Source organism: Kribbella sp. NPDC056951 (genome assembly GCF_042674205.1).
GTDB lineage: Bacteria > Actinomycetota > Actinomycetes > Propionibacteriales > Kribbellaceae > Kribbella > Kribbella yunnanensis.
Map to the genome: position 1 here is coordinate 884,934 of NZ_JBHUQZ010000003.1, position 24,639 is coordinate 909,572.

Annotated in this window: 25 protein-coding genes; 16 read left to right on the forward strand and 9 right to left on the reverse strand. The window is 66.8% G+C overall.

All coding sequences use genetic code 11. The features are described from left to right. Window positions 1–28: 28 nt before the first annotated feature. The gene (locus ACFTSF_RS17255) at window positions 29–3,229 is read left to right on the forward strand and encodes a BTAD domain-containing putative transcriptional regulator (RefSeq protein ID WP_380154679.1); all 3,201 of its coding nucleotides are present in this window, start codon (window positions 29–31) and stop codon (window positions 3,227–3,229) included. Here ACFTSF_RS17255 and ACFTSF_RS17260 read toward each other — a convergent pair. Together ACFTSF_RS17260 and ACFTSF_RS17265 are read right to left on the reverse strand one after the other, a co-directional pair. Continuing rightward, window positions 3,226–3,996, reverse strand: coding sequence for a class I SAM-dependent methyltransferase (locus ACFTSF_RS17260; protein ID WP_380154680.1), 771 nt, complete (start codon window positions 3,994–3,996; stop codon window positions 3,226–3,228). The genes ACFTSF_RS17255 and ACFTSF_RS17260 overlap by 4 nt on opposite strands. 62 nt (window positions 3,997–4,058) lie before the next feature. Then, a complete protein-coding gene (locus ACFTSF_RS17265) occupies window positions 4,059–4,436 on the reverse strand; it encodes a helix-turn-helix domain-containing protein (RefSeq protein ID WP_344151602.1) in 378 nt (125 codons plus the stop codon). 86 nt (window positions 4,437–4,522) lie between these two features. Here ACFTSF_RS17265 and ACFTSF_RS17270 point away from each other — a divergent pair, with 86 nt between their 5' ends. After that, window positions 4,523–5,137: an NAD(P)-dependent oxidoreductase gene (locus ACFTSF_RS17270; RefSeq protein ID WP_380154681.1), complete on the forward strand. Its 615-nt coding sequence runs from the start codon at window positions 4,523–4,525 to the stop codon at window positions 5,135–5,137. Here the strand turns inward: ACFTSF_RS17270 and ACFTSF_RS17275 are convergent. The 3 genes from ACFTSF_RS17275 to ACFTSF_RS17285 are packed head-to-tail and all read right to left on the reverse strand — an operon-like array spanning window position 5,131 to window position 7,774. Next, complete coding sequence (locus ACFTSF_RS17275) at window positions 5,131–6,243, reverse strand: SRPBCC family protein (RefSeq protein ID WP_380154682.1); 1,113 nt, start codon at window positions 6,241–6,243, stop codon at window positions 5,131–5,133. The genes ACFTSF_RS17270 and ACFTSF_RS17275 overlap by 7 nt on opposite strands. A 16-nt stretch (window positions 6,244–6,259) precedes the next feature. Beyond that, the gene (locus tag ACFTSF_RS17280; RefSeq protein ID WP_380154683.1) at window positions 6,260–6,568 is read right to left on the reverse strand and encodes an SRPBCC domain-containing protein; all 309 of its coding nucleotides are present in this window, start codon (window positions 6,566–6,568) and stop codon (window positions 6,260–6,262) included. An 18-nt stretch (window positions 6,569–6,586) separates the two neighbouring features. Beyond that, window positions 6,587–7,774 carry a glycoside hydrolase family 64 protein gene (locus ACFTSF_RS17285; RefSeq protein WP_380154684.1) on the reverse strand — a complete coding sequence of 396 codons (1,188 nt, stop codon included), beginning with the start codon at window positions 7,772–7,774 and terminating at the stop codon, window positions 6,587–6,589. 306 nt (window positions 7,775–8,080) lie between these two features. Here ACFTSF_RS17285 and ACFTSF_RS17290 point away from each other — a divergent pair, with 306 nt between their 5' ends. Continuing rightward, entirely contained in the window at window positions 8,081–8,944 is an 864-nt protein-coding gene (locus tag ACFTSF_RS17290; protein WP_344151617.1) for a hypothetical protein, read from the forward strand. 105 nt (window positions 8,945–9,049) lie between these two features. Further along, window positions 9,050–10,258 (forward strand): DNA recombination protein RmuC, encoded by a 1,209-nt coding sequence (locus ACFTSF_RS17295; RefSeq protein ID WP_380154685.1) that lies wholly within the window; start codon window positions 9,050–9,052, stop codon window positions 10,256–10,258. Between the two features lie 54 nt (window positions 10,259–10,312). On the opposite strand, the gene ACFTSF_RS17300 is transcribed toward ACFTSF_RS17295, so the two are convergent. Together ACFTSF_RS17300 and ACFTSF_RS17305 are read right to left on the reverse strand one after the other, a co-directional pair. After that, the gene (locus tag ACFTSF_RS17300) at window positions 10,313–11,116 is read right to left on the reverse strand and encodes a polysaccharide deacetylase family protein (RefSeq protein ID WP_344151623.1); all 804 of its coding nucleotides are present in this window, start codon (window positions 11,114–11,116) and stop codon (window positions 10,313–10,315) included. A 71-nt stretch (window positions 11,117–11,187) separates the two neighbouring features. Continuing rightward, on the reverse strand, window positions 11,188–12,114 hold the full coding sequence (locus ACFTSF_RS17305) for a DUF817 domain-containing protein (RefSeq protein ID WP_380154686.1): 927 nt from the start codon (window positions 12,112–12,114) through the stop codon (window positions 11,188–11,190). Between the two features lie 67 nt (window positions 12,115–12,181). Between ACFTSF_RS17305 and ACFTSF_RS17310 the strand changes: the two genes are divergently transcribed. The 6 genes from ACFTSF_RS17310 (at window position 12,182) to ACFTSF_RS17335 (ending at window position 17,940) form a co-directional block, all read left to right on the forward strand. Continuing rightward, window positions 12,182–12,712, forward strand: coding sequence for a GNAT family N-acetyltransferase (locus tag ACFTSF_RS17310; RefSeq protein ID WP_380154687.1), 531 nt, complete (start codon window positions 12,182–12,184; stop codon window positions 12,710–12,712). A 40-nt stretch (window positions 12,713–12,752) separates the two neighbouring features. Continuing rightward, the gene (gene ychF, locus ACFTSF_RS17315) at window positions 12,753–13,829 is read left to right on the forward strand and encodes a redox-regulated ATPase YchF (RefSeq protein ID WP_380154688.1); all 1,077 of its coding nucleotides are present in this window, start codon (window positions 12,753–12,755) and stop codon (window positions 13,827–13,829) included. Window positions 13,830–14,586: 757 nt separating this feature from the next. Further along, entirely contained in the window at window positions 14,587–14,889 is a 303-nt protein-coding gene (locus tag ACFTSF_RS17320) for a helix-turn-helix domain-containing protein (protein ID WP_380154689.1), read from the forward strand. After that, window positions 14,886–16,124: a type II toxin-antitoxin system HipA family toxin gene (locus tag ACFTSF_RS17325; RefSeq protein ID WP_380154690.1), complete on the forward strand. Its 1,239-nt coding sequence runs from the start codon at window positions 14,886–14,888 to the stop codon at window positions 16,122–16,124. Before ACFTSF_RS17320 ends, ACFTSF_RS17325 begins: the two co-directional genes overlap by 4 nt. Before the next feature lie 23 nt (window positions 16,125–16,147). After that, the gene (locus ACFTSF_RS17330) at window positions 16,148–16,855 is read left to right on the forward strand and encodes a DUF5984 family protein (RefSeq protein WP_380154691.1); all 708 of its coding nucleotides are present in this window, start codon (window positions 16,148–16,150) and stop codon (window positions 16,853–16,855) included. A 104-nt stretch (window positions 16,856–16,959) separates the two neighbouring features. After that, a complete protein-coding gene (locus ACFTSF_RS17335; RefSeq protein ID WP_380154692.1) occupies window positions 16,960–17,940 on the forward strand; it encodes a zinc-binding dehydrogenase in 981 nt (326 codons plus the stop codon). 21 nt (window positions 17,941–17,961) lie between these two features. Here ACFTSF_RS17335 and ACFTSF_RS17340 read toward each other — a convergent pair whose 3' ends face one another. After that, window positions 17,962–18,837, reverse strand: coding sequence for a helix-turn-helix domain-containing protein (locus ACFTSF_RS17340; RefSeq protein WP_380154693.1), 876 nt, complete (start codon window positions 18,835–18,837; stop codon window positions 17,962–17,964). Window positions 18,838–18,891: 54 nt separating this feature from the next. On the opposite strand from ACFTSF_RS17340, the gene ACFTSF_RS17345 reads away from it, so the two are divergent. From ACFTSF_RS17345 to ACFTSF_RS17355, 3 genes are all read left to right on the forward strand, one after another. Next, complete coding sequence (locus ACFTSF_RS17345) at window positions 18,892–19,263, forward strand: MmcQ/YjbR family DNA-binding protein (protein WP_380154694.1); 372 nt, start codon at window positions 18,892–18,894, stop codon at window positions 19,261–19,263. After that, complete coding sequence (locus ACFTSF_RS17350) at window positions 19,263–20,564, forward strand: replication-associated recombination protein A (protein ID WP_380154695.1); 1,302 nt, start codon at window positions 19,263–19,265, stop codon at window positions 20,562–20,564. The genes ACFTSF_RS17345 and ACFTSF_RS17350 overlap by 1 nt, the downstream gene beginning before the upstream one ends. A 70-nt stretch (window positions 20,565–20,634) precedes the next feature. Beyond that, window positions 20,635–21,147 (forward strand): PASTA domain-containing protein, encoded by a 513-nt coding sequence (locus ACFTSF_RS17355; protein WP_380154696.1) that lies wholly within the window; start codon window positions 20,635–20,637, stop codon window positions 21,145–21,147. Window positions 21,148–21,153: 6 nt separating this feature from the next. Here ACFTSF_RS17355 and ACFTSF_RS17360 read toward each other — a convergent pair whose 3' ends face one another. Next, entirely contained in the window at window positions 21,154–22,098 is a 945-nt protein-coding gene (locus tag ACFTSF_RS17360; RefSeq protein WP_380154697.1) for a helix-turn-helix transcriptional regulator, read from the reverse strand. Window positions 22,099–22,160: 62 nt separating this feature from the next. Here ACFTSF_RS17360 and ACFTSF_RS17365 point away from each other — a divergent pair, with 62 nt between their 5' ends. Genes ACFTSF_RS17365 through ACFTSF_RS17375 form a run of 3 tightly spaced genes read left to right on the forward strand, consistent with a single transcriptional unit; the run spans window position 22,161 to window position 24,618 of the window. Continuing rightward, window positions 22,161–23,081, forward strand: coding sequence for an ATP-binding cassette domain-containing protein (locus tag ACFTSF_RS17365; RefSeq protein WP_380154698.1), 921 nt, complete (start codon window positions 22,161–22,163; stop codon window positions 23,079–23,081). Next, the gene (locus ACFTSF_RS17370; RefSeq protein ID WP_380154699.1) at window positions 23,081–23,836 is read left to right on the forward strand and encodes an ABC-2 family transporter protein; all 756 of its coding nucleotides are present in this window, start codon (window positions 23,081–23,083) and stop codon (window positions 23,834–23,836) included. Before ACFTSF_RS17365 ends, ACFTSF_RS17370 begins: the two co-directional genes overlap by 1 nt. Next, window positions 23,833–24,618 carry an ABC transporter permease gene (locus tag ACFTSF_RS17375; protein ID WP_380154700.1) on the forward strand — a complete coding sequence of 262 codons (786 nt, stop codon included), beginning with the start codon at window positions 23,833–23,835 and terminating at the stop codon, window positions 24,616–24,618. The genes ACFTSF_RS17370 and ACFTSF_RS17375 overlap by 4 nt, the downstream gene beginning before the upstream one ends. Window positions 24,619–24,639 lie beyond the last annotated feature (21 nt).

The window sequence follows — 24,639 nt, forward strand, 5'->3', positions numbered from 1 at the left end:
AGACCGCAACACTCGCTACCATCGCCAGGTGTTCTGCCGTGTTCTGGGGCCGGTTGAGGTAGAGATCGATGGACGTCCTGTCGAGCTCGGCGGCGCTGTGCCGCGGCGGCTGCTGGCGGCACTCAGCACCACCAACCGTCCACTGCCGGACGATGAGCTCGCCGAGCTGGTCTGGGGCGCCGAACCGCCTGGCGACATCGCCGGTGCGCTCCGAGTGGTCGTCTCACGGCTCCGTACGTCGCTGGGCCAGGGTGGGCGGGATCAGGTCGTCCGCACTGAGCGCGGCTACCACCTGACCCTGCCGACCGATGCCTTCGACCACGGGCGCTTCGTTGCCACGGTGAACGACGCAGCCGCTGCACTGAGCGCCGGCCAGGCCACAGACGCCGTACGGCGGTATCAGGCGGCGCTGGAGCTCTGGCGCGGCCGACCGTGGTCCGAGCTGGACGGGGCGCCGGCGATTGCCGGATCGCAGGCCCGGTTGGACGAGCTGCACGCAGTGGCCGTTGAGGAGCTCGCAGCGGCTCAGCTCTCCGCAGGGGAGACCGCTACCGCAGTAGCTGCGCTCCGGGAGGCCGTCGCTGCTACGCCTTACCGGGAACGCCGCTGGGAGCTACTGGCTCTCGCTCTCTACCGCAGCGGTCGCCAGGCTGACGCCCTCATCGAACTGCGCACAGTGCGCGGAATACTCGCCGATGAGCTCGGCATCGACCCAGGACCGGTACTGCGCGACCTGGAACGCCGCATGCTCAGTCAGGACCCGACTCTGCTCCCAACGCCGACGGCGTACCGGCCGCCAGCCGCCTCGACCGCCGGGTTCTTCGGGCGGACTGCTGAGCTGGAGCAGCTGATGCTGCGGTCCGGAGGGTTCGCGCTGGTCACCGGCGAACCGGGCATCGGGAAGTCCGCCCTGCTGGCGCAGGTCTCAGGTGAACGGGTTGTCGCGGTCCGCGTTGTCGACTGCACCGAGCCGTTCTGGACCTGGGGCGAGGTGGTGCAGCAGCTGGGCGGCTCGGTGGCCGACCTGCTCGCCGGTACGTCGTTGTCCGCGGAACAGCGGTTCGCCGTGTTCGACCGGTTCGCGGAGTACTTCAGTTCGTTCGACGGACTGACGATCCTGATCGACGATGCGCAGTGGATGGACGGCGTCTCGCTCGCACTGCTGCTGCACCTGGTCCGCCGCCGGCGCACCGACAGTGTGAAGGTCGTGGTCGCGGCACGCGCGGCCGAGTTCGCCGAACGCGAGGGCGCTGCGGAGATCCAGCACCTGATCAGCCGGTACGGCGTCCACCTCGCCCTGACCGGGTTGTCCGCGGACGCGGTGGCGGAACTGCTGGCCAGCCGCGGCGTGGCTCCAGAGGTCGTTGCCGCGATCACCGAACGGACCGGTGGCAACCCGTTGTTCGTCGAGGAGCTCAGCGGGGCGGACGGCGTACCGGAGGTGATCCGGGACGCGATCCGGCAGCACCTGCATTCGCTCAGCGCGGACTGCCGCCGGATGCTGAGTGCCGCGGCCGTGGTGGGGCGGGTGGTCGACGTACCGGTCACGAGTGCGCTCACAGGTCGCTCGGCAGTCGACGTACTCAGCCAGCTGGACGCTGCGCTCGGGCTGCAGGTGCTGGTACGGCGTGGTGCGTCGATCGAGTTCCGGCACGACCTGCTCCATGAGGTGCTGGCGACCGACCTGCCGCTCGTTGAGCGTGCCGCGTTGCACCTGCGGATCGCGCAGTACCGCGAGGCCACCGCACCGGACCGGGTGTCCGACATCGCGCGGCATCGGCTGGCCGCGCTGCCGTTGGGCGACCCGGCAGTGGCGATGGCCGCCGCCGAGACTGCGGCCACGGCCGCCGTACAGAGCCTGGCAGCCGAGGACGCGGCGTCCTGGTACGAGCAAGCGCTCGCACTGACCGAACCGGCGCCGGCCGATCGCGGTCGGCTGTTGTTGGGTGCCGGTCGAGCCTGGTTCTTGAGTGGACTGCGGGATCGGGCGATCGAACGCTGTGCCGAGGCTGCAGAGCTGGCACAGCGGGCCGGCGACGCGGAGCGGCTCGCCCGGGCCGCACTGGCGTTGCCGGAGTCACCGGACATCCGCTGGCTGCCGTTGGTTCAGCCATGGTGCGAGTCCGCGCTGGCCGGGCTCTCCGCGGCCGACAGCCCGTTGCGGGCTGAGGTGCTGGCACAGCTGGCGCTGACGGAGGTCTACAGCCCCGATGCAACGCGTCTGCTCGAGCTCAGTGGACAGGCGCTGGCCATGGCCGAGCGAGTAGCCGACGACGACGCGCTGCGCCTTGCGTTGCGGGCTCGGCAGATCGCTCGCTCAGCACCTGAGGGCGCGGGGGAGCGGATGACCCTCGGTGAACGCATGGTCCGCCTCGGCCGCCGCAGTGCGGACTTCGACGGGACAGCGTGGGGTCGCCTTTGGCGATTCGACGCGATGGTGCAACTCGGCGAGACACAGGCCGCCTGGTCGGAGCTGGAGGAGCTGGCCAGGGTGCTGGCGCGGCTCGGCGACGCGGGCTTCGACTGGAACGTCACTCGCTCCCGCGCTGCCCTCACCATCGCCTCCGGCCGATTCGACCAGGGCCGTGAGCTGGGCAAGCGCGTTCGAGCCAGTACGCCGATGGGTGAGCTCGGCGGGACCGGCCTGTGGCTGCAGCATCCTGTGCAGATCAGCACGTTGACCGGCGACGACTTCGATGCCGAGGCGATGATGCCCGCAGTCAACGACCACCCGATCGGCAACCCGTCCTGGTTTATCCACCTGGCCCCCTGGTACCTCGCCCAGGGACGTCCGGCCGAGGCTGAACGCCTCTATCGCGCACTCGCCGCTCCTGAGACGATGCGGCCGCCCATCTTCCTGCGACTGCTCTTCGAGGCGGTTCGCGGTGGCGTCGCTGCGGAGCTCGGTGATGACGACGGTTGCCGGCACGCGTACGCCGTGCTGGAGCCGTATGCCGATCTGCACGTGACTACGGGTGCTGGAATCGCGCTGGTGCTCGGGTCGGTGCAGCACTACCTCGGCGTGACGGCACCCGACGCGGACCGGGCGGCTGAACACCTGCGGGCAGCGGTCCGCGCCAACGAGCTGGCCGGGTACGAGCCGTTCGCTGCGCGGAGTCGCTATCACCTGGCCCGGTTGGAGCCGTCAGCCGAGCTGATCGCGGCGGCCCGGGACGCCGCCATACGGCTCGGGATGCAGCCGTTGCTCACCAAGTTGGATGCGCTTTAGCGCTGGGCCTCGATCACCACGTAGTCGACGACGAACTCGGGCATCCACTCGGTGAGCTGCGCGATCACGTCCGCCCGGGCGCCGTCGTACAGACCGGCCTCTTGAAGCAGGGGAGTGGTGTGTACGCCGATCGGGTGCCGCTCGAGGTGGGTCTGCCAGAACTCGGCCGGTGAGCCGATCGGGAAGGTCAGTTGGTGTTGCGTCGCGGTCACCTTGAAGCCGCGCGGGCCCAGTAACCCGGTGACTGCGTCGGAGTCGTGCCAGATCGGCTTCGGAGGCGGAGTGAACGCACCATCCGTGGCTTTGGCGACGGCCTTGCCCAGGATGCCCATCAGCTCGTCCCAAGGGCCGCCCGGCGTCCAGGCGGTCAGCAGGATGCGGCCGTCGGATGCGGTCACGCGGGCGAGCTCATCGGCGGCGGCCTGCGCGTCCGGGGCCATGATCACCGCGAAGTTGGACAGCACCACGTCGGCGGAGCCATCGGGCAACGGGATGTCAGCCGCGGTCCCGTCGAGCACTGAGACCGCTAGGCCCTGCGCAGCAGCGGCTGCTGCCGTCAGCTCGCGCAGGCGGGCGGCCGGCTCGATTCCGGTGACACGAGCGCCCAGCTCGGCGGCCAGCAGAGCTACGTTGCCAGTGCCGCAGCCGACATCGACCACGTGCTCAGGCAGCGCACCGACGCATGCCGCCTTCACGAGAACCTGCGCGGCCGGCACCAGGTCCACCGCGATCCGCTCGTACTCGCCTACACCCCAGTCGAACTCCACAGCTCCTCCTTCGTCTCAGCAACTCTCAGCTGACGGTAGGAGCCGGGCCTTTCAACCCCGTGTCAGCCGGCGGCGTCGTACTCGGCCTGGGCGTGGTTGATGGCGACGATGTGCTCTTCGGCCCACTCGCTCACAGCGGTCAGCGGCTTGATCAGCGAGCTGCCCATCGGGGTGAGCGTGTAGACCACGCGCGGCGGGACCTCGGCGAAGACCTCGCGGGTGACCAGGCCGTCGCGCTCCAGCCGGCGCAGGGTCTGGGTGAGCACCTTGGGCGCGACGCTGCCGATGCCGTCGCGGAGCTCGGTGAAGCGCAGCGGGCCGTGCTGCAGCAGAAGCACCGCCAGAGCGGTCCACTTGTCGCCGATGCGGTCCAGAACCACTCGCGTCCCGCACTGCGGGTTGAAGAGGTCGCCGCGCTCGTACTGCCCATTGATTACCACAAGGTACTTATAGCACGTTGAAGTAGCCAGTTACCAATCGATACTATTGGAACAAGTTGAGAATTCATCCTTCTGGAGGAGACAGTATGAAGATCGCGGTCTATGGCGCGAGTGGCATGGTCGGTAGCCGGATCGTCGCCGAGGCGGCGGCTCGTGGGCACGAGGTCACCGGCGTGACCCGCTCCGGCGCCGAGCTCCCGGCCGGGGTGAAGGGTGTCCAGGCCAGCGCGAACGACATCGCGTCGGTCAAGGAGATCGTCGGCGACGCGGACGTGGTCGCCGTGGCGCTCGGCCCGAGCCGCACCGGCGGCAGCCACCAGGATTACCTCGACGCGGTCGACAACCTGATCGCGGCCGCCCGCGGTACCGAGACGCGGCTACTGGTCGTGGGTGGCACCGGCGGACTGACCCTCGGTGGGCAGCGTGTGCTCGACGGTCCGGACTTCCCGGCCGAGTACAAGCCGGAGTCGCTGACTGTTGCCACGGCGCTCGAGACGCTGCGCGCCACCGACGAGAGCGTGAACTGGACGATGCTGCACCCGGCGTACGTGATCCAGCCGGGCGAGCGCACCGGCACCTTCCGTCTCGGTCAGGACGAGCCGGTCGGTCACGAGATCTCGGCCGAGGACTTCGCGGTCGCGGTGCTCGACGAGTTCGAGAAGCCGGCGCACAACCGGGCGCGGTTCACCGTCGGCTACTGACTCAGTGGCTTGCCGAGGTACCCGCGGGCGATCATCGTCACCCATTGGTAGACGGCGTCCTCCGCGGGTGCCAGCGGGCCGGGCTGGAAGTGCGGTGACTCGGCACCGCGCTGCACCGACTCGCAGGCGGCCCAGTCCTCGCGATTCGTGACATCCCAGAACTCCACCGCGTACGACGGATCCTGCACCTCGGCCGGGAAATACCAGGAGCACTCGATCGCGGTCAGCCCCGGCGAACGCGGTTCCATCCGGTGCGTCATCACGTAGTCCGGGTGCAGCGAGATGAGCAGGTTCGGGAACAGCCCGAGGTAGTTCACCCGGCGCGGATCCACGCCGGGCAGCAGGACGCCGTACGAGCGGCCGTCGAGTGACATCGTCTCGGCCTCCGGCCGCAGGTCCATCAGACCGCCGACCCAGGCGCCGGGCAGGTTCCAGTTGTCGCCGGAGGTCGGTGGCGAGACCTTGCACAGCTCGGGATGGATCAGTGGACAGTGGTAGCACTCGTGGTAGTTCTCCACGACCGTCTTCCAGTTCGACGCGACGTCGTACTGGTGTCTGGCCTTGAGCACCAGGTTCTCCGGCGCATAGGGCGCGACGAGGTCGGTGAGCCCGCCGACGTGCTCGGCGAACGACGTCGCCGTACCGGTCGCGTTGACGAACAGCCACCCCAGCCAGACCTCGGCCGGCAGCTCAACCAGCCCGTACGGCGCTGGGTCGAACGCCTCGCCCATTCGGGGCGCGGCCTTCACGGCACCGGTGAGTTCGTACGACCAACCGTGGTACGGGCAGACAACTGCGCGGCGGTCGCTTGATTCGCCTCGTGGCAGGAGCTCGTGACCGCGATGCCGACAGGTGTTCGCGAACGCCCGCGGCCGATCGCCGAACGTCAGCAGGACGCTGATGTCGCCGATGGTCAGCTCCTGGTGCGTGTTGGCCGATAGCTCGGCGGCGCGGCCGAGACAGGTCCAACTGCCGGCGAAGAAGTGTCGCCGTTCCCACGCGAGGACGGCGGGATCGGTGTAGGCGGCCTGCGGCAGCATGACGGATTCGCCGTGCGGGCGCAGGGAGGCTTCCAGTGCGCGGGGATCGACGGGCGCGTTCACCATCCATCCACTATCGGCGCTAGAACTGTTCGGCGTACAGGTTGAGCATGTCCTGCCAGTCGTCGCCGGTGGAGGTGAGGTCGAGCCGAGTACCGCCGTCCACCGGAGTGAACGTGACGGTGACGTGGTCGGCGCGCTGTGGGTCCCGGCCGGGATGCCAGGTGAAGCTGAGGGACTTGGCGGGGTCCCAGTCCGAGACCGTTCCCCGCCATCCCCCGATGGAGTCGTGCAGGCGGGCACCGACAGCGCCCTCAGCGTTCAGGAACGCCGTGAAGGCGATGGATGCCCGCTCGGGGTCGACCGGGACATCCACCGTCCGCTTCAGCATGTGTTCAGTGGATCAGCTTCAGTTGAAGGGGTCCAGCGTCAGGTAAGCCTGGGCCGGGTTGCCGTCGTGGACGAGGGCCTCGTGCGCGCCGACGTCGTCGAAGGCGAAGCCGTACGCCTTACCGTCCACCATCTGCTGGTGCACCTTCTTCGAGTACTGGTTGGTGACGCCGTCCTGGTAGAAGTTGGCGTTGTTCGCGTCCGGCTGGTTCGGGTTCACCAGCAGCGTCGACCGGTTGTAGCCCGCGCAGAGGGTGCGTGAGATCGGTCCGCGGACCAGGTCGTTCGGTGCGTCGAGCAGCTTGAAGCAACCGAAGATGCTGGCCGAGTCAGGCTTCTGGAACGACGTGACCGTCTGCCCCGAGCTGTTGGTGAAGTTCATCGTGTTGCCGGACACGCGACCGAAGTACTTGGTGTTCGGCTGGTCGGTGAACGGGGTCACGGTCAGCGTCTGCGAGCTGTACTTCGACCACACCCGGTTCACGTAGTCATCCATCACGTTCGCCGCCAGGCCGCCGGTTTCCACGCCGTACAAGGGAGATAGCGCGCGGAGGGTGCCGCCGTTCGGCGCGGTCTGGATCAGGCCGGCCCAGCCGGGTTGGCTGCGCAGCGAGTTGAAGAACGCGTTGTAGCCGCCGGGTTTCAGGTGGCCGGTGGTCTTGGTGGTACCGCCGGTGGGCTGCACACCGACGGCGTACGGGACCGAGAACATGTCGACCTGCGTGCTGTTGATCCACAGACCGGAGTCGTTGAGCGTGTACTCCGACCAGCTGAACAAGATGTTGCGGTTCGGGTCCGACGGGTTCTGTACGGCGGGCTGCACCAGACCGCCCGTGGTCAGTTTGAACACCAATTTCTGCCCGTAAGAGAAATAGACGCGCCCGGAGAACTTGGGCATCCGTATGGTGAGGGACTGGCCGTTGGCCGGGCCGGGGATCGATGCGTCGGGTGCCGGAGTTGGCGGGTTGCCGCCGGCCGGCCAGGCGTGGAAGTTGCCGGCCGAGTCGGCCCAGCCCTGCTGGCCGGTGGCCAGGTTTGTACCGAGGTTGTAGATGTAGAGGGCGTCACCACGGCCCGAGTTGTTGCTGATTTTCAGCGGAATGGTGGCCGGCACGGCCGCCGCCGGGGTACCGCTGCCGGCGGTGAGCAGACCGGCCGCGGTCACCAGAGCCGCGACGATCGCCGGGAGATGAAGTCTTTTGCGCACTTGTTCCTCCTCAGATCTGTCCCACGGTGAGAAGGCGATGCACACGGGCGGCGAGGGACGGGAGGGCGCCGTCCGTGGGTGTTTGAGAGCGCTCTCATCCTCCCGTCAATTCACCCCATGCTGTCAACAGTTCACTGTTGTCGGATCCCCGCCAACTTGATGCAATAGCAGTGTGTGATCCGTCGAGTACGCTGCGTCGCCCACAGGGTCTCCGCCATCCGCCGCTCTCCGACATGCGATGTCGCTTCCAGCGGGAGATCATCAGGCCTTGGGTCGACCAGATCACTCAGTGAGGAAAGGGAAGCAATGGCAGGCACGATCTGGATCCCCGGAGCGGAACGGATAACGCCGTCCGCGCCCGGTGGCAACATCACCTCCAACGCACCGCCGCGCGTGGTCTGGCACACCACCGAGGCTGACCCCGGTACGTCGTCCGTCTGGTCGGCGATGATCCGGGTACTGAAGAACAAGTCCGCCGAACCGCAGGTTCTGTGGGACCCGCTGACCGATCGGCTCGGTCAGTTCATGCCGCTGAACGTCGGCGGCCGCGCTTTGCGCAACGACGGTTCGACGATGACGAACCGGGTCGGCCAGGTCTGCATCCAGATCGAGGTGATCGGCCGCGCCGCCAAGCCGTTCACCGGCTACTGGAAGCCGGGCAAGAACTTCCGGGCCTTCATGGCCGCGGTCCGGAGCTGGGGAATCAAGGAGGTCTGGCCCGCCGGACCGCCCCCGCGGTTCATCGCCAGTCCGCCCCACAATGTGCCCGAGTCGCCCCGCAGCCGGACCATCTGGCTGAACCGGGGCGGTCATTACGGCCACAGCCACATTCCCGGGAACGACCACGGGGATCCAGGGGGCATCAGCACGTCCGCATTGTTCGCCGCCGGCGGCACGACACCGAAGGAGCTGTTCACCGTGGGGCAGTACGAGAACCTGATGCAGCAGATCAAGAACGAAGGCGCCGCCACCCGCCAGGAGGTCCGCCGCCAGGCCATCTGGTCCCTCCGGTACGGCGTCCAGACCGAGGACGAGCGTGCTCGCGCGGACAAGGCGTTCGACGACGCGATCGAGGCGGGCAAGACGCTCGCCGAGGCGATCGCGGCGGTGGCGTCCGTGATGCGTCCGATCGATGCCGATCTCGAGCGTCGCGCCCGTAAGAACGGCTGATTTCCACAGATTGCCGGACCACACCGGGGATCGGGGCGGTGGGGCGGGGAAGGAATTAAGGGAGGTGAACGAAAACTGTCGGTGGTGTCCGGCACCATCTGTGACATGAGTGGCGCGACGGTATTACTGGTGCTGTTGTTCCTGGTGGTGGGTCTACTGCTGGGAGCGGCAGGCGGAGTGCTCTGGGCGCGCGGCCGCGATGGCGCCGCGCTCGCCCGGATCACTGCCGAGCGGGATGCGGCCGAGGATCGGGTCGTCGAGCTGACCCAGGAGCGGACGGCGGTCGGCCAGCAAATGGGCGGCCAGGCTGTGGTCAAGGAAGCGCTCGACCGGTTGCACGCCCAGCTGAATCAGTTGGAGCAAGGCCGGGCGGCTTGGCAGAGCCAACTGCACCAACAGGTCCACGAGGTCCGGATGAGCGGCGAGGCTTTGCGCCGCGAGACTGCGTCCTTGTCGACCGCGCTCCGAAAACCCCAGGTCCGCGGCCGCTGGGGCGAGATGCACCTGCGGCGCACGGTCGAGCTGGCCGGCATGGTCGCGCACTGCGACTTCACCGAGCAGACGACCACCTCCGGCTCTGGTGAAGAAGGCCTGCTGCGCCCGGACCTCGTCGTACGGCTTGCCGAGGGTAAGAACCTGGTCGTCGACTCCAAGGTCCCGCTGGCAGCCTTCCTCGAGGCGGCCGAGTCCGACGACCCGGACTTCCGCGAGGACCGCTTGCGCGCCCATGCCCGGCATCTGCGCATCCACGTCGATCAGCTGTCCGCAAAGGCGTACTGGACGCGACTGTCGCCGTCACCGGAGTTCGTGATCCTGTTCGTGCCGGGCGAGTCCTTCCTGTCCGCGGCCCTGGACGTCGAGCCTTCCCTCCTGGAGTACGCCGCCGAGCGCCGAGTAATCCTCGCAACCCCCACCACGTTGATCGCCACCCTGCGTGCGGCCGCCTACGCCTGGAACCAGTCGGCCCTCACCGAGTCCGCCCAACAGGTCTTCGAACTAGGCCGCGAACTCTACGACCGCCTCTCCGTCATGGGCGACCACCTAGGCCGAGTAGGCCGCTCCCTCACCTCAGCCGTCGAGGCCTACAACGGCACAGTCGGCTCCTTCGAACGCCGAGTCTTCATCACCGCCCGCAAACTGAGGGACCTCCACGTCACCGAAGCCGAACTAACCGCCATGGAATCCATAGAAGCCTCAGTCCGCCCCCTCACCGCCCCCGAATTCCTAGTAGCCCAAGACCAAGAACCCATCCGCCGCTGGCCCCTCCCAGACCCCGAACACCGCCCACCCCTAGCCCCACCCCAAGCCGGCTGAAACGCGAACCGCCTGACCCCATCAGAGGTCAGGCGGTTGTCGAGAGCATCTTGCTTACGGCTGCTTGCAGTCCATGGCCAGGAAGGAGTAGCCCTTCGCCGCCAGCAGGGTGAGTGCTTTGTCGAGTGCGGCGACCGTCTGCGAGCGGTCACCACCGCCGTCGTGCATCAGGATGATGTTGTGGTTGTGCGCGTTGTTCATGATGTTCTGCACGATCGCGTTCACACCCGGCCGGGCCCAGTCCCGCGGGTCGACATCCCACAGCACCTGGACCATGCCGGCCGCCTTGATATCCGCGCGCACCTTCGGGTTCGTCGCGCCGTACGGCGGTCGGAAGCACGTCGACTTCGGTCCGTCGAAGATCTGCCGGTGCCGCTCGGCCGCCGAGATCGCGGTCAGCTGCGGGTGCGAGATCGAGTGACTGCCGATAGCGTTGCCTGAGGCAAGCACTTGCTCGCGCAGCCCCGGGTGCGCGGCTTCCATGTTGCCGAGCTGGAAGAAGGTCGCGTGGGCGTTGTGTTTCGCCAGCACCTCAAGGACCTTCGGCGTCCAGTACGGATCGGGCCCGTCGTCGAAGCTGAAGAACAACACCTTCTTGTTCTTACCCTTCACCAGATTCGCGGTCGGGTCATCAGCAGGCTTGCCCGGCGTCGACGGCGGCGGGCTGCTCGGCGTTTGCGTCGGCTGCCCCGACGGCTCACTCGCCGGTGCGTTGTTCGGCGGCGGCGGTGACGTCTGTGTGGTCGCGGCGGCCGGATGTGGCTGGCGTTCGTGTCCCAGCGCCAGGACCAGCAACGCACCGGCGACGACGACCAGCGCCACCCCGGTCGCGATGAATGCGGCGAACTTTCGGGACATGATGCTCCCTCTCTAGCAGGCGGATGTTCCCCAGTTGCTCCCCCTCAGGAGCCTCACATCCAAGAGACGCCTCAACCCCTTCCAGGGTTGGCATCTTCGTGTTGCGGTGAGGTCTCAGCGCCTTCACGATCAGCGGGATTCGCGTGTCGTGTGACCCCGGTCGCACGTGGCGTCGCAACCGTTGCCGGCACTCCGCGGTGATAGAGCCTGCCCTCGAGTGCCTTGACACTCGCGACCAGTACGAAGCTCATGCTGACCAGCAACGCCCACGCCCCGAACTTCGCCGGATGAACGAGTCGCCACACATCCACCTGGTCCGGATAGTTCCACGCATCCAGGAACGTGCCGAAGTTCTCCGCGATCCACAAGAAGAACCCGATCAGCCCGAACGACAACGCCAGCGGCATCCGATAACGCCGTACTCCAACCGTGAAGAAAACCCACGTCCGGCGCAGCACGACCAGCAGTGCGACAGCGATCGGGATCCGCAGATCGGGGATCCAGTGATGCGTGAAGAAGTTCGCATAGATCAGTACGGCGAGGATCGTGGTCGCGACCGGGCGATAACCACTGACCCGCAGATCGAACCGCCGCCAGGCCTGACAGATGTAGCTGCCGACCGCGGCGTACATGAATCCGGCGAACAGCGGTACGCCGCCGACCTTGGTGACCGCGTCACCCGGGTACTGCCACGACCCGATCCGGACCTTGAAGATCTCCAGCGCGAGACCGACCAGGTGGAACCCGAAGATGACGGCGACCTCCCGCCACGTCTCCAGTCGCACGACCCAGAACCCCAGCGTCAGGACAAGGCAGTAGATCAGCAGAGCGTCGTACCGGGCGATCGGCAGCTCGACGTACTTGGAGATCGCGAGACCGGCGAAGAGGAACGCCGGGAAGAGACACGAGACCAGTTCGAGCAGACCGAACCGCAGGAACTGCACGCAGCCGAACACGAAGCGTGAGCGTTCCGGGACGAGCTTTCGCCAACTGGTCACAGACTGGAGACGTCGCTTGCCCCCGGCTGGTTCGGTCCGGATAAATGATCGGCAAGGGGAGGAGCCCATGGAACCGAAGGTGGTCTACGAAACGGACCGGTTGCTCGTGCGGGACTGGGCGCCCGCCGATGGTGACCGGGTGTTCGACATCTACCGGCGCTGGGAGGTCGCGCGCTGGCTCGGCGCCGACCCGAAGGTGATGGCCGACCGCGATACCGCGAACCGCGTGATCGACCGCTGGAACGAGCGGAACCAGGACCCGACGTACGGGATCTGGGCCGTGCACGAGCGAGCGACCGACACGGTCGCGGGGACCGTGCTGCTGGTCCCGCTGCCGGATCCCTCCGACGGGACCGCGGCGCGCGGCGAGGTGGAGGTCGGCTGGCACTTCCACCCCGACGCCTGGGGCCGCGGCCTGGCCACGGAGGCGGCCCGAGGCGCGATCGGCCACGGATTCAAGGCCGGCCTGGCCCAGATCTACGCGGTCGTCCGCCCCGACAACGCCGCGTCGCTCGCCGTCTGCCACCGCCTCGGCATGCGTTCACTCGGCCGTACTTCACGCTGGTACGGCGCCGAGTTGGAGTCCTTCCTGATCTGAATTGGGGTCAACCGCCTCCACCCGCGTACTCTTGACGCCCGTGGCACTCACCATCGGAATCGTCGGGCTCCCCAACGCGGGCAAGTCCACGCTCTTCAACGCGCTGACCAAGAACAACGTGCTCGCGGCGAACTACCCGTTCGCGACGATCGAGCCGAACGTCGGGGTCGTCGGCGTACCGGACGCCCGCCTGGGCAAGCTCGCCGAGCTCTACAACTCCGCGAAGGTGATCCCGGCCACCGTCCAGTTCGTCGACATCGCCGGCATCGTCCGCGGCGCCTCCGAGGGTGAGGGCCTGGGCAACAAGTTCCTCAGCCACATCCGCGAGTCCGACGCGATCTGCCAGGTCACCCGCGTCTTCCGCGACGACGACGTCACCCACGTCGACGGCAAGGTCTCACCCGTCGACGACATCTCGACGATCCAGACCGAGCTGATCCTCGCCGACCTGCAGACCGTCGAGAAGGCGATCCCGCGCCTCGAGAAGGAGACCCGCCTCAAGAAGGAGGCCGCGGTCACCCTCGAAGCCGTCCGCGCCGCCCAGAAACACCTCGAGGCCGGTACGCCGATCATCGCCACCGACGTCGACCGCGACGCCATCCGCGAACTCATGCTGATGACCGCCAAGCCCTACCTCTTCGTCTTCAACTGCGACGCCGACGAACTCGCCGACGAACCGTTGAAGCAGCAGATGCGCGACCTGGTAGCCCCCGCCGAAGCCATCTTCCTCGACGCCAAGTTCGAAGCCGAACTCGTCGAACTCGGCGACGAGGACGAAGCCCGCGAAATGCTGTCCGAAATGGGCATCGACGAACCAGGCCTCGACGTCCTCGCCCGCGTAGGCTTCGACACCCTGGGCCTCCAGACCTACCTCACCGCCGGCCCCAAAGAAGCCCGAGCCTGGACCATCAAGCGCGGCGCCACCGCCCCCGAAGCCGCCGGCGTCATCCACACCGACTTCCAGCGCGGCTTCATCAAAGCCGAAATCGTCTCCTTCGAAGACCTCGTAGCAGCCGGCACCATGACCGCCGCCCGCGCCGCCGGCAAAGTCCGCATGGAAGGCAAGGACTACACCATGCAAGACGGCGACGTAGTCGAATTCCGCTTCAACGTCTAAGGACACCGCCTCCGGCGGCGACAGCCTCTTGGCGCCTGCGGCGCAAGCACGCAAGGCGATCCGGGCTGAACGCCGGCGGAGCGCCCACAGGCCGCACGCGGGACCGATGTCTGAACGACGCATGGTGTTGAGCCGGTAGTCGGGATGGGGCGGACCTGTGCCACTCACCAACCCGCGCCTGACCACTCCTGGCCGCTCGCGCTGAGCGTGAACCCAGCAGCCCACCCAGACTTGGTGAGTGCCGGCGGTCCGCCCTCACCCCAGGTCACCCCTTCGGCACAGTGGCTTCGCTCGCCGCGCCACCACGAGCAGCACCGCCTCGACTGTGGGGAGAATGCCGCCGGTAAACGATGGACAACGGCACGGAGGTCACACTCGACCGCCCACTCGCCACACTCGCCGACCACGCACAGGCCCACGTTGGCCGACGGGGAACGCCGTGCGCGGGTTGGTGCCTTCACATGGCGCGATGAGCGAGCTGACGGACCCGAATCGATCGTCGCCGAGGCCAGCGTCGATTGCCCGGAGTTCCGCGATGCCGACGGTGCGAACGAGCCTGTCGCGCAGGCAGTCCAAGACTTCCTGGAGTAGCCCGGCCTTCGTCGGTCGTTGCTGTGTCTTCGTTCGTAGACACATCCTCGTTGTCTTCGTTCGTGGACAGCGGCCGGTTCTGATCGCATCATCGATTAAGGGCCGACAGAGTCGTCATTAAGGGATATAATGACGCACAGAGTCGTCATTAAGTGATGAGGTGGCCATGCCTAGAAGTTCCGTGCCTGCCAGGACCCGGCTCAGTGCTCAGCGTATCGGTGCGCACCTGACCACCTGGCGCAAGCTGCAGAGCCTGACGGCGGAGCAAGTCGCAGATCGAGCGGGGATCTCGAGAGACACCCTGCGTCGGCTGGAAAAGGGCGAGACCACGGTGGGGTTCGCGGTCTTCCTCAACGTCGCGCGGGTCCTCGGCACTCTCGACCGCGTCGTCGACGCGTTGGATCCCTATGAAACCGACATCGGCCGCGCTCGTGCCGACACGACCCTTCCGAAAAGAGTCAGGCCTTGAGCGACGCAGTCTTCGTGAGCGTGGAGCTGGATGGCCAGACAATCGAGGCCGGGACCGCCTACTTCACCCGTCGGCAAGGGATGGTCTCGACCTCGTTCCGATACTCCGAGGACTACCTGGCGCGGCCAGGCGCCTACGCGATTGATCCCGCGATGCCGCTGCTGAAGGGCAACTATGCGCCGTCCGGGCTGCCTGGCGCCTTTGCTGATTGCTCGCCTGACAGGTGGGGGAAGAACCTCATCTCGAAGTCGATACGAGTCCAGGCGCTGCGCGAAGGTCGAACGCCTCCTTCTACAGGTGACGTCGACTATCTGTTGGGAGTCAGCGATCTGACACGTCAAGGCGCTTTGCGCTTCCGTCAGGAGCCTGCAGGTCAGTTCGTCCATCCTGATCTCAGCGTCCCCAAACTCATCGAGCTACCGAGACTGCTTCGAGCGGCCGATCACGTGGCTCAAGACGCTGATGACATGTTGGCCATCAAGGATCTTCTCGATGCCGGATCCGGATCGCTGGGAGGTGCCCGTCCGAAGGCGTCGGTTCGTGACGAAGGCCGGCTGCTCATCGCCAAGTTCCCGCATCACAGCGATGAATGGGATGTGATGGCGTGGGAGAAGACCGCACTGGATCTGGCCGAGCGTGCGGGAATCGATGCCCCGCGTCGCGAGACCATCTCGGTCGATGACAGAACGGTTCTCCTTCTGGAACGCTTCGACCGAGACCATGGTCGACGCATCGGGTACATGAGCGCGATGACGATGGTCGAAGGACGGGATGGCAGTCCCGGTGACTACCTAGAGGTAGCCGAGACCCTGACAGAGTTCAGTTCTCGCACCAGTGCCGACCTGCGCCAGTTGTGGCGTCGGATCGCTTTCTCGATCGCGATTCACAATACCGACGATCACCTGCGCAACCATGGCTTCTTGCGGGATGGCACAGCAGGTTGGCGTCTGTCACCGATCTTCGACGTGAACCCAAATCCGGATGGGGGCGCGCAACGAGTCACCGGCATCGGCGGAGCGCATCGGCGCGAGGATGAGGTCGACGGCCTGATGACCTACGCAGAATCGTTTCGGGTCACGCCCGCCGATGCTCGGCAGATCATCCGGGAGGTGCTCGACGCCACCGCTGATTGGCAACGCGTTGCCACCGGCAACGGCGTACCGAAGCGGGAACTGAGTCGTTTCCAGGAGGCTTTCGAAGCGGCTAGAAGTCCCCTGAGCGAGCTTGCCCTGTGAGCGCCAAGGCGGTGAATCGAGCCGTGACGTCTGGGGTTTCCTTGGTTCGGTTCGGGTTTGAGCTTCGCCCGGTGGGGGAGGTCGCGCCGTGGGGTGGTGATACGCCGAGTCTGCATTGGTTCGGGTTGACTGAGGGGTGGTATTGGGTTGAGGTCGGGGGCGTTCGGCTGCTGAGGTTTGCGGCTGACTATGAGATCCCGTACGTCGACTACTACGTGGTGCGGTTCTGGGAGGATCTGCTCGCGGTGCTGCCGGCGGCGGTTGAGCGGGTGCCGGCTGATCTGGTGGGGTTTGTCGAATCTGATGACAGCGGCTGGAACGACACCGAGTCCGAGGCGGCCGATGCGGCGATGGAGTGGTGGGCTTCGCGGTCTGTGTACTTCGGGTATCTTCGCGAGTCGCCGTCGTTGCGATGCTGGCGAAGTGGCGATCAGATCACCGTTGATTGGGATGCGCCGGCCAACTTCGCCGAGCCGCGAGCTCTCAGGACGACGGTCGCCGTCGCTGATTTCGTTGCCGCGATCGAGGATCTCGATGCTGCGCTGATGAATGCCATGGAAGCCCGGATCGCCGAGGTCGAGGCGTCCCCGCCACCCGGCATAGCGCTGGATCTCACGCAACTCCGCAGCGAACACCGCGACCGCGCCGGCTGGCTGACCCGAGCCCGCTCACGCGTGCCGGAGACGGATTGGATCGCCGTACGACGAGGCGCCGTACAGCTGATGGAGTGATTGTCGCCTGGCGACCATCACGTGTCCGCGGGCAACTGCCTGGTGGGTCGAAATCGGGATCAGGATGGAGATGTCCGACGAACCGACCCAGTGAGGGAAGACCTGTGCGCGCTGTTGTTGTCACGGAGACTGGTGGGCTGGAGGCGCTTCGGCTGACCTCCGTGCCGATGCCTGAGCCGCGAGCCGGGTGGGTGCGGATCAAGGTGATGGCGTTCGGGGTCAACGAATCTGAAGTCACCACGCGCAAGGGGGAGTCGGACAGGGACGTGACTTACCCGCGGATCCCCGGCATTGAGGGTGTGGGGGTGGTCGAGCAGGCGCCGGCGGGTAGCGGGCTGCGGCCGGGGCAGCAGGTGGCGACGATGATGGGCGGGATGGGGCGGTCCTTCGACGGTTCGTATGCCGAGTATGTGGCGGTGCCGGTGGGGCAGGTCATTCCGTTCGAGTCCGGCTTGCCGTGGGATGTGATCGGGGCGCTGCCGGAGATGTTCCAGACCGCGTATGGATCGCTGGTCAAGGGTCTGCGGCTGGAGGCCGGTCAGACGTTACTGATTCGCGGCGGTACGTCGACAGTGGGGCTGAGCGCGGCGACGATGGCCAAGGACCTCGGGGCCACCGTGATCGCCACCACGCGTGCTGCCGGCCGGATCGGCGAACTGCGGGCGATGGGTGTCGACCACCCCGTCGTGGACGACGGAACGATCGCCGCGAAGGTTCGGGAGATTGCCCCGGACGGCGTGGATGCCGCGCTGGAACTCGTGGGTTGCTCGGTCCTGCCTGACACGCTCGGATGCGTGCGCGGGTACGGCACGGTCTGCTTCACCGGAGCCCTCGCCGGCGCCTGGACGCTGCCTGACTTCAGCCCCTTCCTGATTCCGAGCGGGGTGCGGCTGACCAGCTATGCGGGCGACGCCACCGACCTGCCCGCCTCGGTGTTCCAGCAGCAATTACAAGCCATCGCCGACGGTCGGCTCCAGGTCCCGGTCGCCAAGGTCTACTACGGCCTGGAACAAGTGCGCGATGCCCACGCCGACATCGAGGCCGGTACGACGCCGGGCAAGCATGTCGTTGTGGTTGGCAACTGATCGACCGAAGGAGCTCCCGCGTCACGGCGTCGCGTTGCGAGCCGCATAGGCGCCGGGCGTGAGACCGGCGTACTGACGGAAGAAGCGGCCGAAGTTGGCGGTGTCGGTGAAGCCGAGGTGGGCGGCTGTCGCCTGCGGGGTCCATTGCGCGTCGCCGAGGAGGCGGCGTGCCTCCAGCAGGCGCCGCTCGTTGATCACCTCTCGTACCGCCTTGCCGGTGGCGTCCTGAACGGCTCGGCTCAGGGTGCGCACCGAGCAGCCGAGCAACAGGGCGTAGTCCTTGGCCCGGTGGAGTTCGCGAAAGTGCAGTTCCAAGGCGTCGAGAAAGCGGTCGTGGGTATCCCGGCGTACCGGATTGGGCGAGGCGTCTGCGGAGCGGGCGAGGCGCAGCAGCAGCGCCTCCAGGAGGCTGCGCCGCAGCGCGTGGTGCACGGCGAGCGGACGCTGTCCCAGTGCGCGGTGTTCGTCCAGCAACTGAAGGGCCGTCTGGTGCAGCCAGGCGCGGTCGTCCGGATGCGGAGCCAGTACGGCGGGAGCGTCGTGCGCGGTGAGTGCGGAAATGAGGCCGGCCGTGTCGGAGCGCAGCACGTCTGGTTCGAACAGGATGAAAGGACCGCGGGCGGTGCCGGGCTGATGCCAGCACTGGGCGTGTCCCGGCCGCACCCACAGCCACTCGCCCGGGCCGACGACCCTCGTGACGTGATCGACGTCGTGCCGCAGTTCACCCTCGGTGACCAGGATCATGTAGTGGAAGGTGGCGCGGCCCGGAACCGCTGGGTTCCACGGCCAGTCGGCGTGCTGGGCGTGAAAGTCCTCGAGCGTGGTCACCTCCAGGCCGTACGGCGTACCGACCGGCGGCTGGAAACCGTAGAGCGGGACCTGTCGCTTCTCGACCATCACGTGTCCGCAGCCTACAGACCGACTGTCGGTGGTGTGGTTCAGGATGGAACCATGGCGGAATCGATGGGTACGGCGGGGGAGCGGCTTCAGCGCGCGGCTCGGGGCGCGGCCAGTGCTCTGCCGGGGATCAGTGAGAGCCGGCCCTTCGTCGATTCGCTCGACGTCTACAAGGTCGCCGGGAAGGTGTTTCTGATTGTCACGGACGATCCGGACAATCCGATCGTCACGGTCAAGTGCGAACCTGAGTACGGCGAGGTGCTGCAGCGCGGGTATGCGTCGATCACGCCGGGCCGGTACCTCGACAAGCGGCACTGGATCTCGGTGGGGCCGGGGGTGGGAGTCACCGAGCAGATGGTGGTGGATGCGGTGGAGCACTCCTATGAGTTGGTGGTCGGCGGCTTGCCGGCGCACAAGGGCGTCTGATGGAACCGACTCTGCCGCTGTTCGAGGATGCACCGCATCGGCCGCTGGCCGATCGGATGCGGCCGACGGAGCTTGACCAGGTTGTCGGGCAGGAACATCTGCTCGCTCCCGACGCTCCGCTCGGTCGGATGGTTGCCCAGCAACGGCTGGTCTCCGCGGTTCTGTGGGGACCGCCCGGAGTCGGTAAGACGACGATTGCGCGGCTGCTCGCCGATCGCAGCGATCTCCATTTCGAGCCTGTCTCGGCCACTTTCGCGGGGGTCGCCGATCTGCGGAAGGTGTTCGCCGCGGCCCAGCAGAGGCGCACGGTCGGACAGGGCACGCTGCTGTTCGTCGACGAGATCCATCGGTTCAACCGTGCCCAGCAGGACAGCTTCCTGCCGTACGTCGAGGACGGCACGATCGTCCTGGTCGGAGCCACGACGGAGAACCCGAGTTTCGAACTCAATGGCGCTCTCCTCTCCCGCACCCAGGTCTTCGTCCTCAGGCGCCTCGACGAGGCCGCGCTGGAGTCGCTCATCGAGCGTGCCGAGGAGCTCACCGGCCGCCCGCTGCCACTCGACGAGACCGCACGTCATGCCTTGACTGCCATGGCAGACGGCGATGGCCGCTACCTGCTCAACATGGTTGAACAGCTCCAGGGCCTGGCCACCACCGTGCAGCCACTCGACACCACCGCGCTCACCCGGCTCGTCCAGCAACGTGCACCCCTGTACGACAAGGCGCAGGAGGGCCACTACAACCTGATTTCCGCGCTGCACAAGTCGATGCGCGGCTCGGATCCGGACGCGGCCCTGTACTGGCTCGCCCGCATGCTCGACGGTGGCGAGGACCCGCTCTTCGTGGCGCGTCGTCTCGTCCGCTTCGCCAATGAGGACATCGGCATGGCTGACCCGCACGCAGTTCAGCCGGCACTCGCGGCGTGGGACGTCTACGAGCGGCTGGGCTCTCCCGAGGGCGAGCTGGCGATCGCGCAGGCTGTCGTCTATCTCGCCACTGCCCCCAAGTCGATCGCGGTCTACCGCGGCTTCAGCGCCGCACACCGGTCCGCCAAGCGCACTGGCTCCCTGATGCCGCCGGCCCACATCCTCAACGCACCGACCCGGCTGATGAAGGACCTCGGCTACGGCAAGGACTACCAGTACGACCCCGACACCACCGACGGCTTCTCCGGAGCCGACTACTTCCCCGAGGGAATGGATCGCGAGGCCTACTACAAGCCCACCCGCAACGGCTACGAATCCCAGATCACCGAACGCCTCCGCCATTGGGCGGCCTTGCGCGCCGGCACCACCGAATGACCGTTCTGAAGGTTGGCTGAAGCTTGCCGCGAAGACTCGAGGCATCGTCCTTTCAAAGGCAGGGGGAGTCATGTCTGAGTCGTACTGGCGGTTTTGTTATCTCGGGGCGGATGGCGAGGAGGTCTGTCATGACTTGTACGCCGAGTTGGAGCCTGAGGTTGATGACGTTCTGAAGGGGCAGCTCAAGGAACTGGGTGGGCTGGCTGAGGTTGTCGGGCGGGTGACGGATTCGGCGTTGCAGGTCCGGCTGGTCGAGGTGCTGGACGAGGCGGCGGCGCGGTTGAATCTGGGGTTGCCGGAGGGGTTCGTGGTACGGCGGGCGTTTGCGAAGAATGAACAGTTCTTCGGGGTACCGGGTGTGGTGGGCATGACGCATGTCGACGCGTTCAACACGCTCCGGGCCGAGGGCTATGGCGTGAAGACCGTCTGGGAGTGGACGAGCCCCGCCGAGGAGAACACCGTCACCGACCAGAGCCCGACCGGCGGTTCGTTCAACCTGCCACCCACAGTCGTCAACATCTGGGTCCGCACCCTCCCGCCCGAGCCCGACATCCCGGACGAGACCGAATTCCTCCTGGAGTAGGACCGGCTAGTCGGGGTGCAGGGTGGTGAGAGATTGCGCGGCTTCTCGGACTGCGGTTACTAGGGCTGGTGGGGATAGGGCTATGGCGGTGCCGGCTTGGGCTAGGACGGTGGCGGTGGCTTCGGCGGGGTTTTCGAGGTCGGCGTGGATGATCCACCAGCCGTTGCCGGCGGGGATGGGTGGGGTGGTGGGGCGGAAGCGGCGGAGGGAGTCTTCGTGGACGCGGAGGACTATGAGGTAGGAGGGGCGGGAGGCTTTGAGGGCTTGCTGGGCCTGGTGCCAGTAGGTGGCTAGGTCGAAGTCGGGGGGACGTGTGAAGGTCGTGCTCAAAAGGGTGGCTGCGGTTAGGCGGCTTAGGCGGTAGGTGCGGAGGTGGCCGGCGGGGCGGGCGGCGACTAGGTACCAGGTGCGGGTTTTGGCTACCAGGCCGAGCGGGGCGATGGGGAAGGGCGTGGTGCCTTCGGCGTAGGTGATTTCCAGGGTGCGTTCTTCCCAGACGGCTTGGCGGCAGAGGTCCAGCCAGCGGGGCCGAAAAGAGGTGACACTGCCGCGGTCGTCCCAGCCGGCGTGGTCGATCAGGAGGCGTTGGCGGGCGTACTCGGCGTCGCGGCGGGAGGCGTCGGGGAGGGTGGCGATGAGCTTCAGGACCGCCTGGTCGGCGGAGACGTCCAGGCCTAGGTCGGCTAGGACGTGGGCGGTGGCGCCGACGAAGACGGACATGACTTCGGACGGCGTGAGGCCGGTGAGGCGGCTGCGGTAGTCGGGGAGCAGGGACCAGCCGCCGCCGCGGCCGCGGGTGGAGTAGACGGGGACGCCGGCGAGGGAGAGGGCGTCGAGGTCGCGCTGCACGGTTCGGTGCGAGACATCCAGTACGGCGGCCAGGTCGGCGACCGTGGAGCGGCCGCGGGTCTGCAGGTGGAGGAGGAGTCGCAGGAGCCGCTCGGCGCGCATGCGACGAACTATGCCAGCTAAATAAGACATCAAGTGTGGTGTTTTGTTTCTACGGTCGCTGGATGACTGTTGTCGAAGTGGATGAGCTCGCCATGTCCTATCGAGCTCCCGTGCGCAAGGGTGGGTTGCGGGCTGCTCTCGGGTCGCTGGTGCGCCGCGAGTACAAGACGGTGCAGGCGCTCGATCAGGTGTCGTTCACGATCGAACCGGGTGAGGTCGTCGGCTTCATCGGGCCGAATGGTGCCGGCAAGACGACCACGATGAAGATCCTGTCGGGGATCCTGCACCCGACTGCCGGTCGCGTCAGCGTGCTCGGCGACACCCCGTGGCAGCGGCGGTCGGCGTTCCTGAAGCGGATCGCGTTCGTCCGCGGCAGTCAGCCGGTCGGCGGTTCGCAGGAGCTGACGGTGATGGACAGCCTCGAATACCAACGGCTCCTGTACGACGTCGCGCGCCCCGACTTCCGTCGTACTCTCGACGAACTCCAGCAACTCCTCGACCTGCAACTGGACCGGCAACTCCGCGCGCTCAGTCTCGGCGAGCGGATGCGGGTCGGGCTCGCGATGGCGTTGATCTACCGGCCCGAGGTGCTGTTCCTCGACGAGCCGTCGATCGGGCTCGATGTCACCGCAGGCGGTCAGATTCGCGAGTTCGTCGCCGAGTACGTCGCGACCAACGGCGCCACCGTGCTGCTGACCAGCCACTACATGGCCGACGTCGCATCGCTGTGCCCGCGGTTGATCCTGATCGACCAGGGCCGGATCGGGTACGACGGTCCGCTCGCCGAACTGTCCGCCCGGCTCTCGCCGTACAAGCTGATCCGGATCACGACGCGGGACGGCGTACAGGACCTGCGTGTCCCGCGGGACGAGGTCGCGCAGACGACGGCCGAGCTGCTCCGGAGCGGCGACGTACTCGATCTGGCCGTCGAGGAACCGCCGCTGGAGAAGGTCATCGATCAGGCCTACCGGGAAGGCGTGTGATGAGAACGCTGACCCTGCTCACCTTCCGCATCCGGCAGCAGGTGCTCGAGTGGTCGGGAGCTTGGTGGTTCCTGCTGACACTTGTTGTTCAAGCGGTCATCGCGCCGCTGATCGGTCTGTTCATCTGGTCAGCTGTGTACCCGGACGATCAAACGATCAAGAAGTACTACATAGCGATCATCCTGGTCACGCTGATGACCGAGTCGTTCGAGCAGCACACCTTCTCCAACCGCGTGTACGACGGAACGCTCAGCCACGAACTGCTTCGTCCGCAACCGGTCGTGCTCGGCGTCCTCGGGGAGAACCTCGCGATCCGCGGCTGGCTGACGTTGCTCGGGGCACCAATCGTGCTGGTGACCGCGTTCGCGCTGCACACCACGTTCGCCTGGCGATCCGTGTTGCTGGCGATTCCCGGGATCGCGCTGGCCGCCGTACTGATCTTTCTCTTCACGTTCCTGCTGTCGCTGACCGCGTTCTGGACCGATCGCGTGCACTCGGTCGTTGGCTTCGGCAGCCAGCTCGGCTTCCTGCTCGGCGGTACGGCGGCTCCGATCGGCCTGCTGCCCGACGGTTGGGCCCGGATCGCCGAGGCGCTGCCCTTCTACGGCATGCACGGGCTACCGGCCGAGATCGCGTCCGGCGGCCGGTACGACGGTTCGCTCGCATATCAACTTGGTTGGGTGGTGGTTCTGGTGGTGGCGGTCTCGGCGGTGTGGCGAGCCGGCGTGCGGCGGTACACGGCGGTGGGATCGTGAAACTGCTGCGGCTGTTCGGAGCTGGGTTCTCGATGTCGTTGCGTCGGAGTGTCGCGTTCCGGATCAACCTGCTCTTCGACGTGATCCTGGCGTTCACCGGTCTCGGTACGACGATCGCCGCCGTACTGATCGTGTTCACGCGGACCGATGCCGTGGGTGGGTGGTCGAAGGCGGAGTTCCTGGTGTTGATCGGGACGTATGAACTGATCACCGGTTTGCGGTCGGCGTTCATTGATCCGAATCTCTCGTGGTTCCCGGACAACGGGATTCGCAACGGCAAGCTGGACAGCTATCTGCTGCAGCCGGCGCCGAGTCTGTTCCTCGCGAGCCTGTCGTTGTCTGCGCCGCTGGCGTTGATCGAGTGTGTGCTCGGCGCATCAGTGTTGGGGTGGGGGATCAGTTCTGCGTCGACGAACCCGAGTGCGGGAGGTGTACTGAGCTGGCTGGTGTTGATGGGGGCCGCGCTCGTGGTGACGTGGGCGTTGAGTGTGCTGCTGGCCTGCCTGGCGTTCTGGGCGCCGAAGCTGCAGCTTGACGTGTTCTACCACTCTGCTTGGCAGCTCGGGCGGTATCCGACGGATGTGTTCGCGCGGCCGATTCGGTTCGCACTGACCTATGTCTTTCCGTTGGCGTTGATCGCGGCGGTGCCCTCGTCGGCGCTGCTCAACGGGGCGGGAGTGGCACAACTAACCGGTTGGTTGGTTATCGCTGTGGTCGCGGGCGGGCTGGCGGGGGTTGCTTGGCGGGCCGGGTTGCGGCGATATACGGGTGCGACGTCGTAGCCGCCGTGGGTAGCGTGCGTG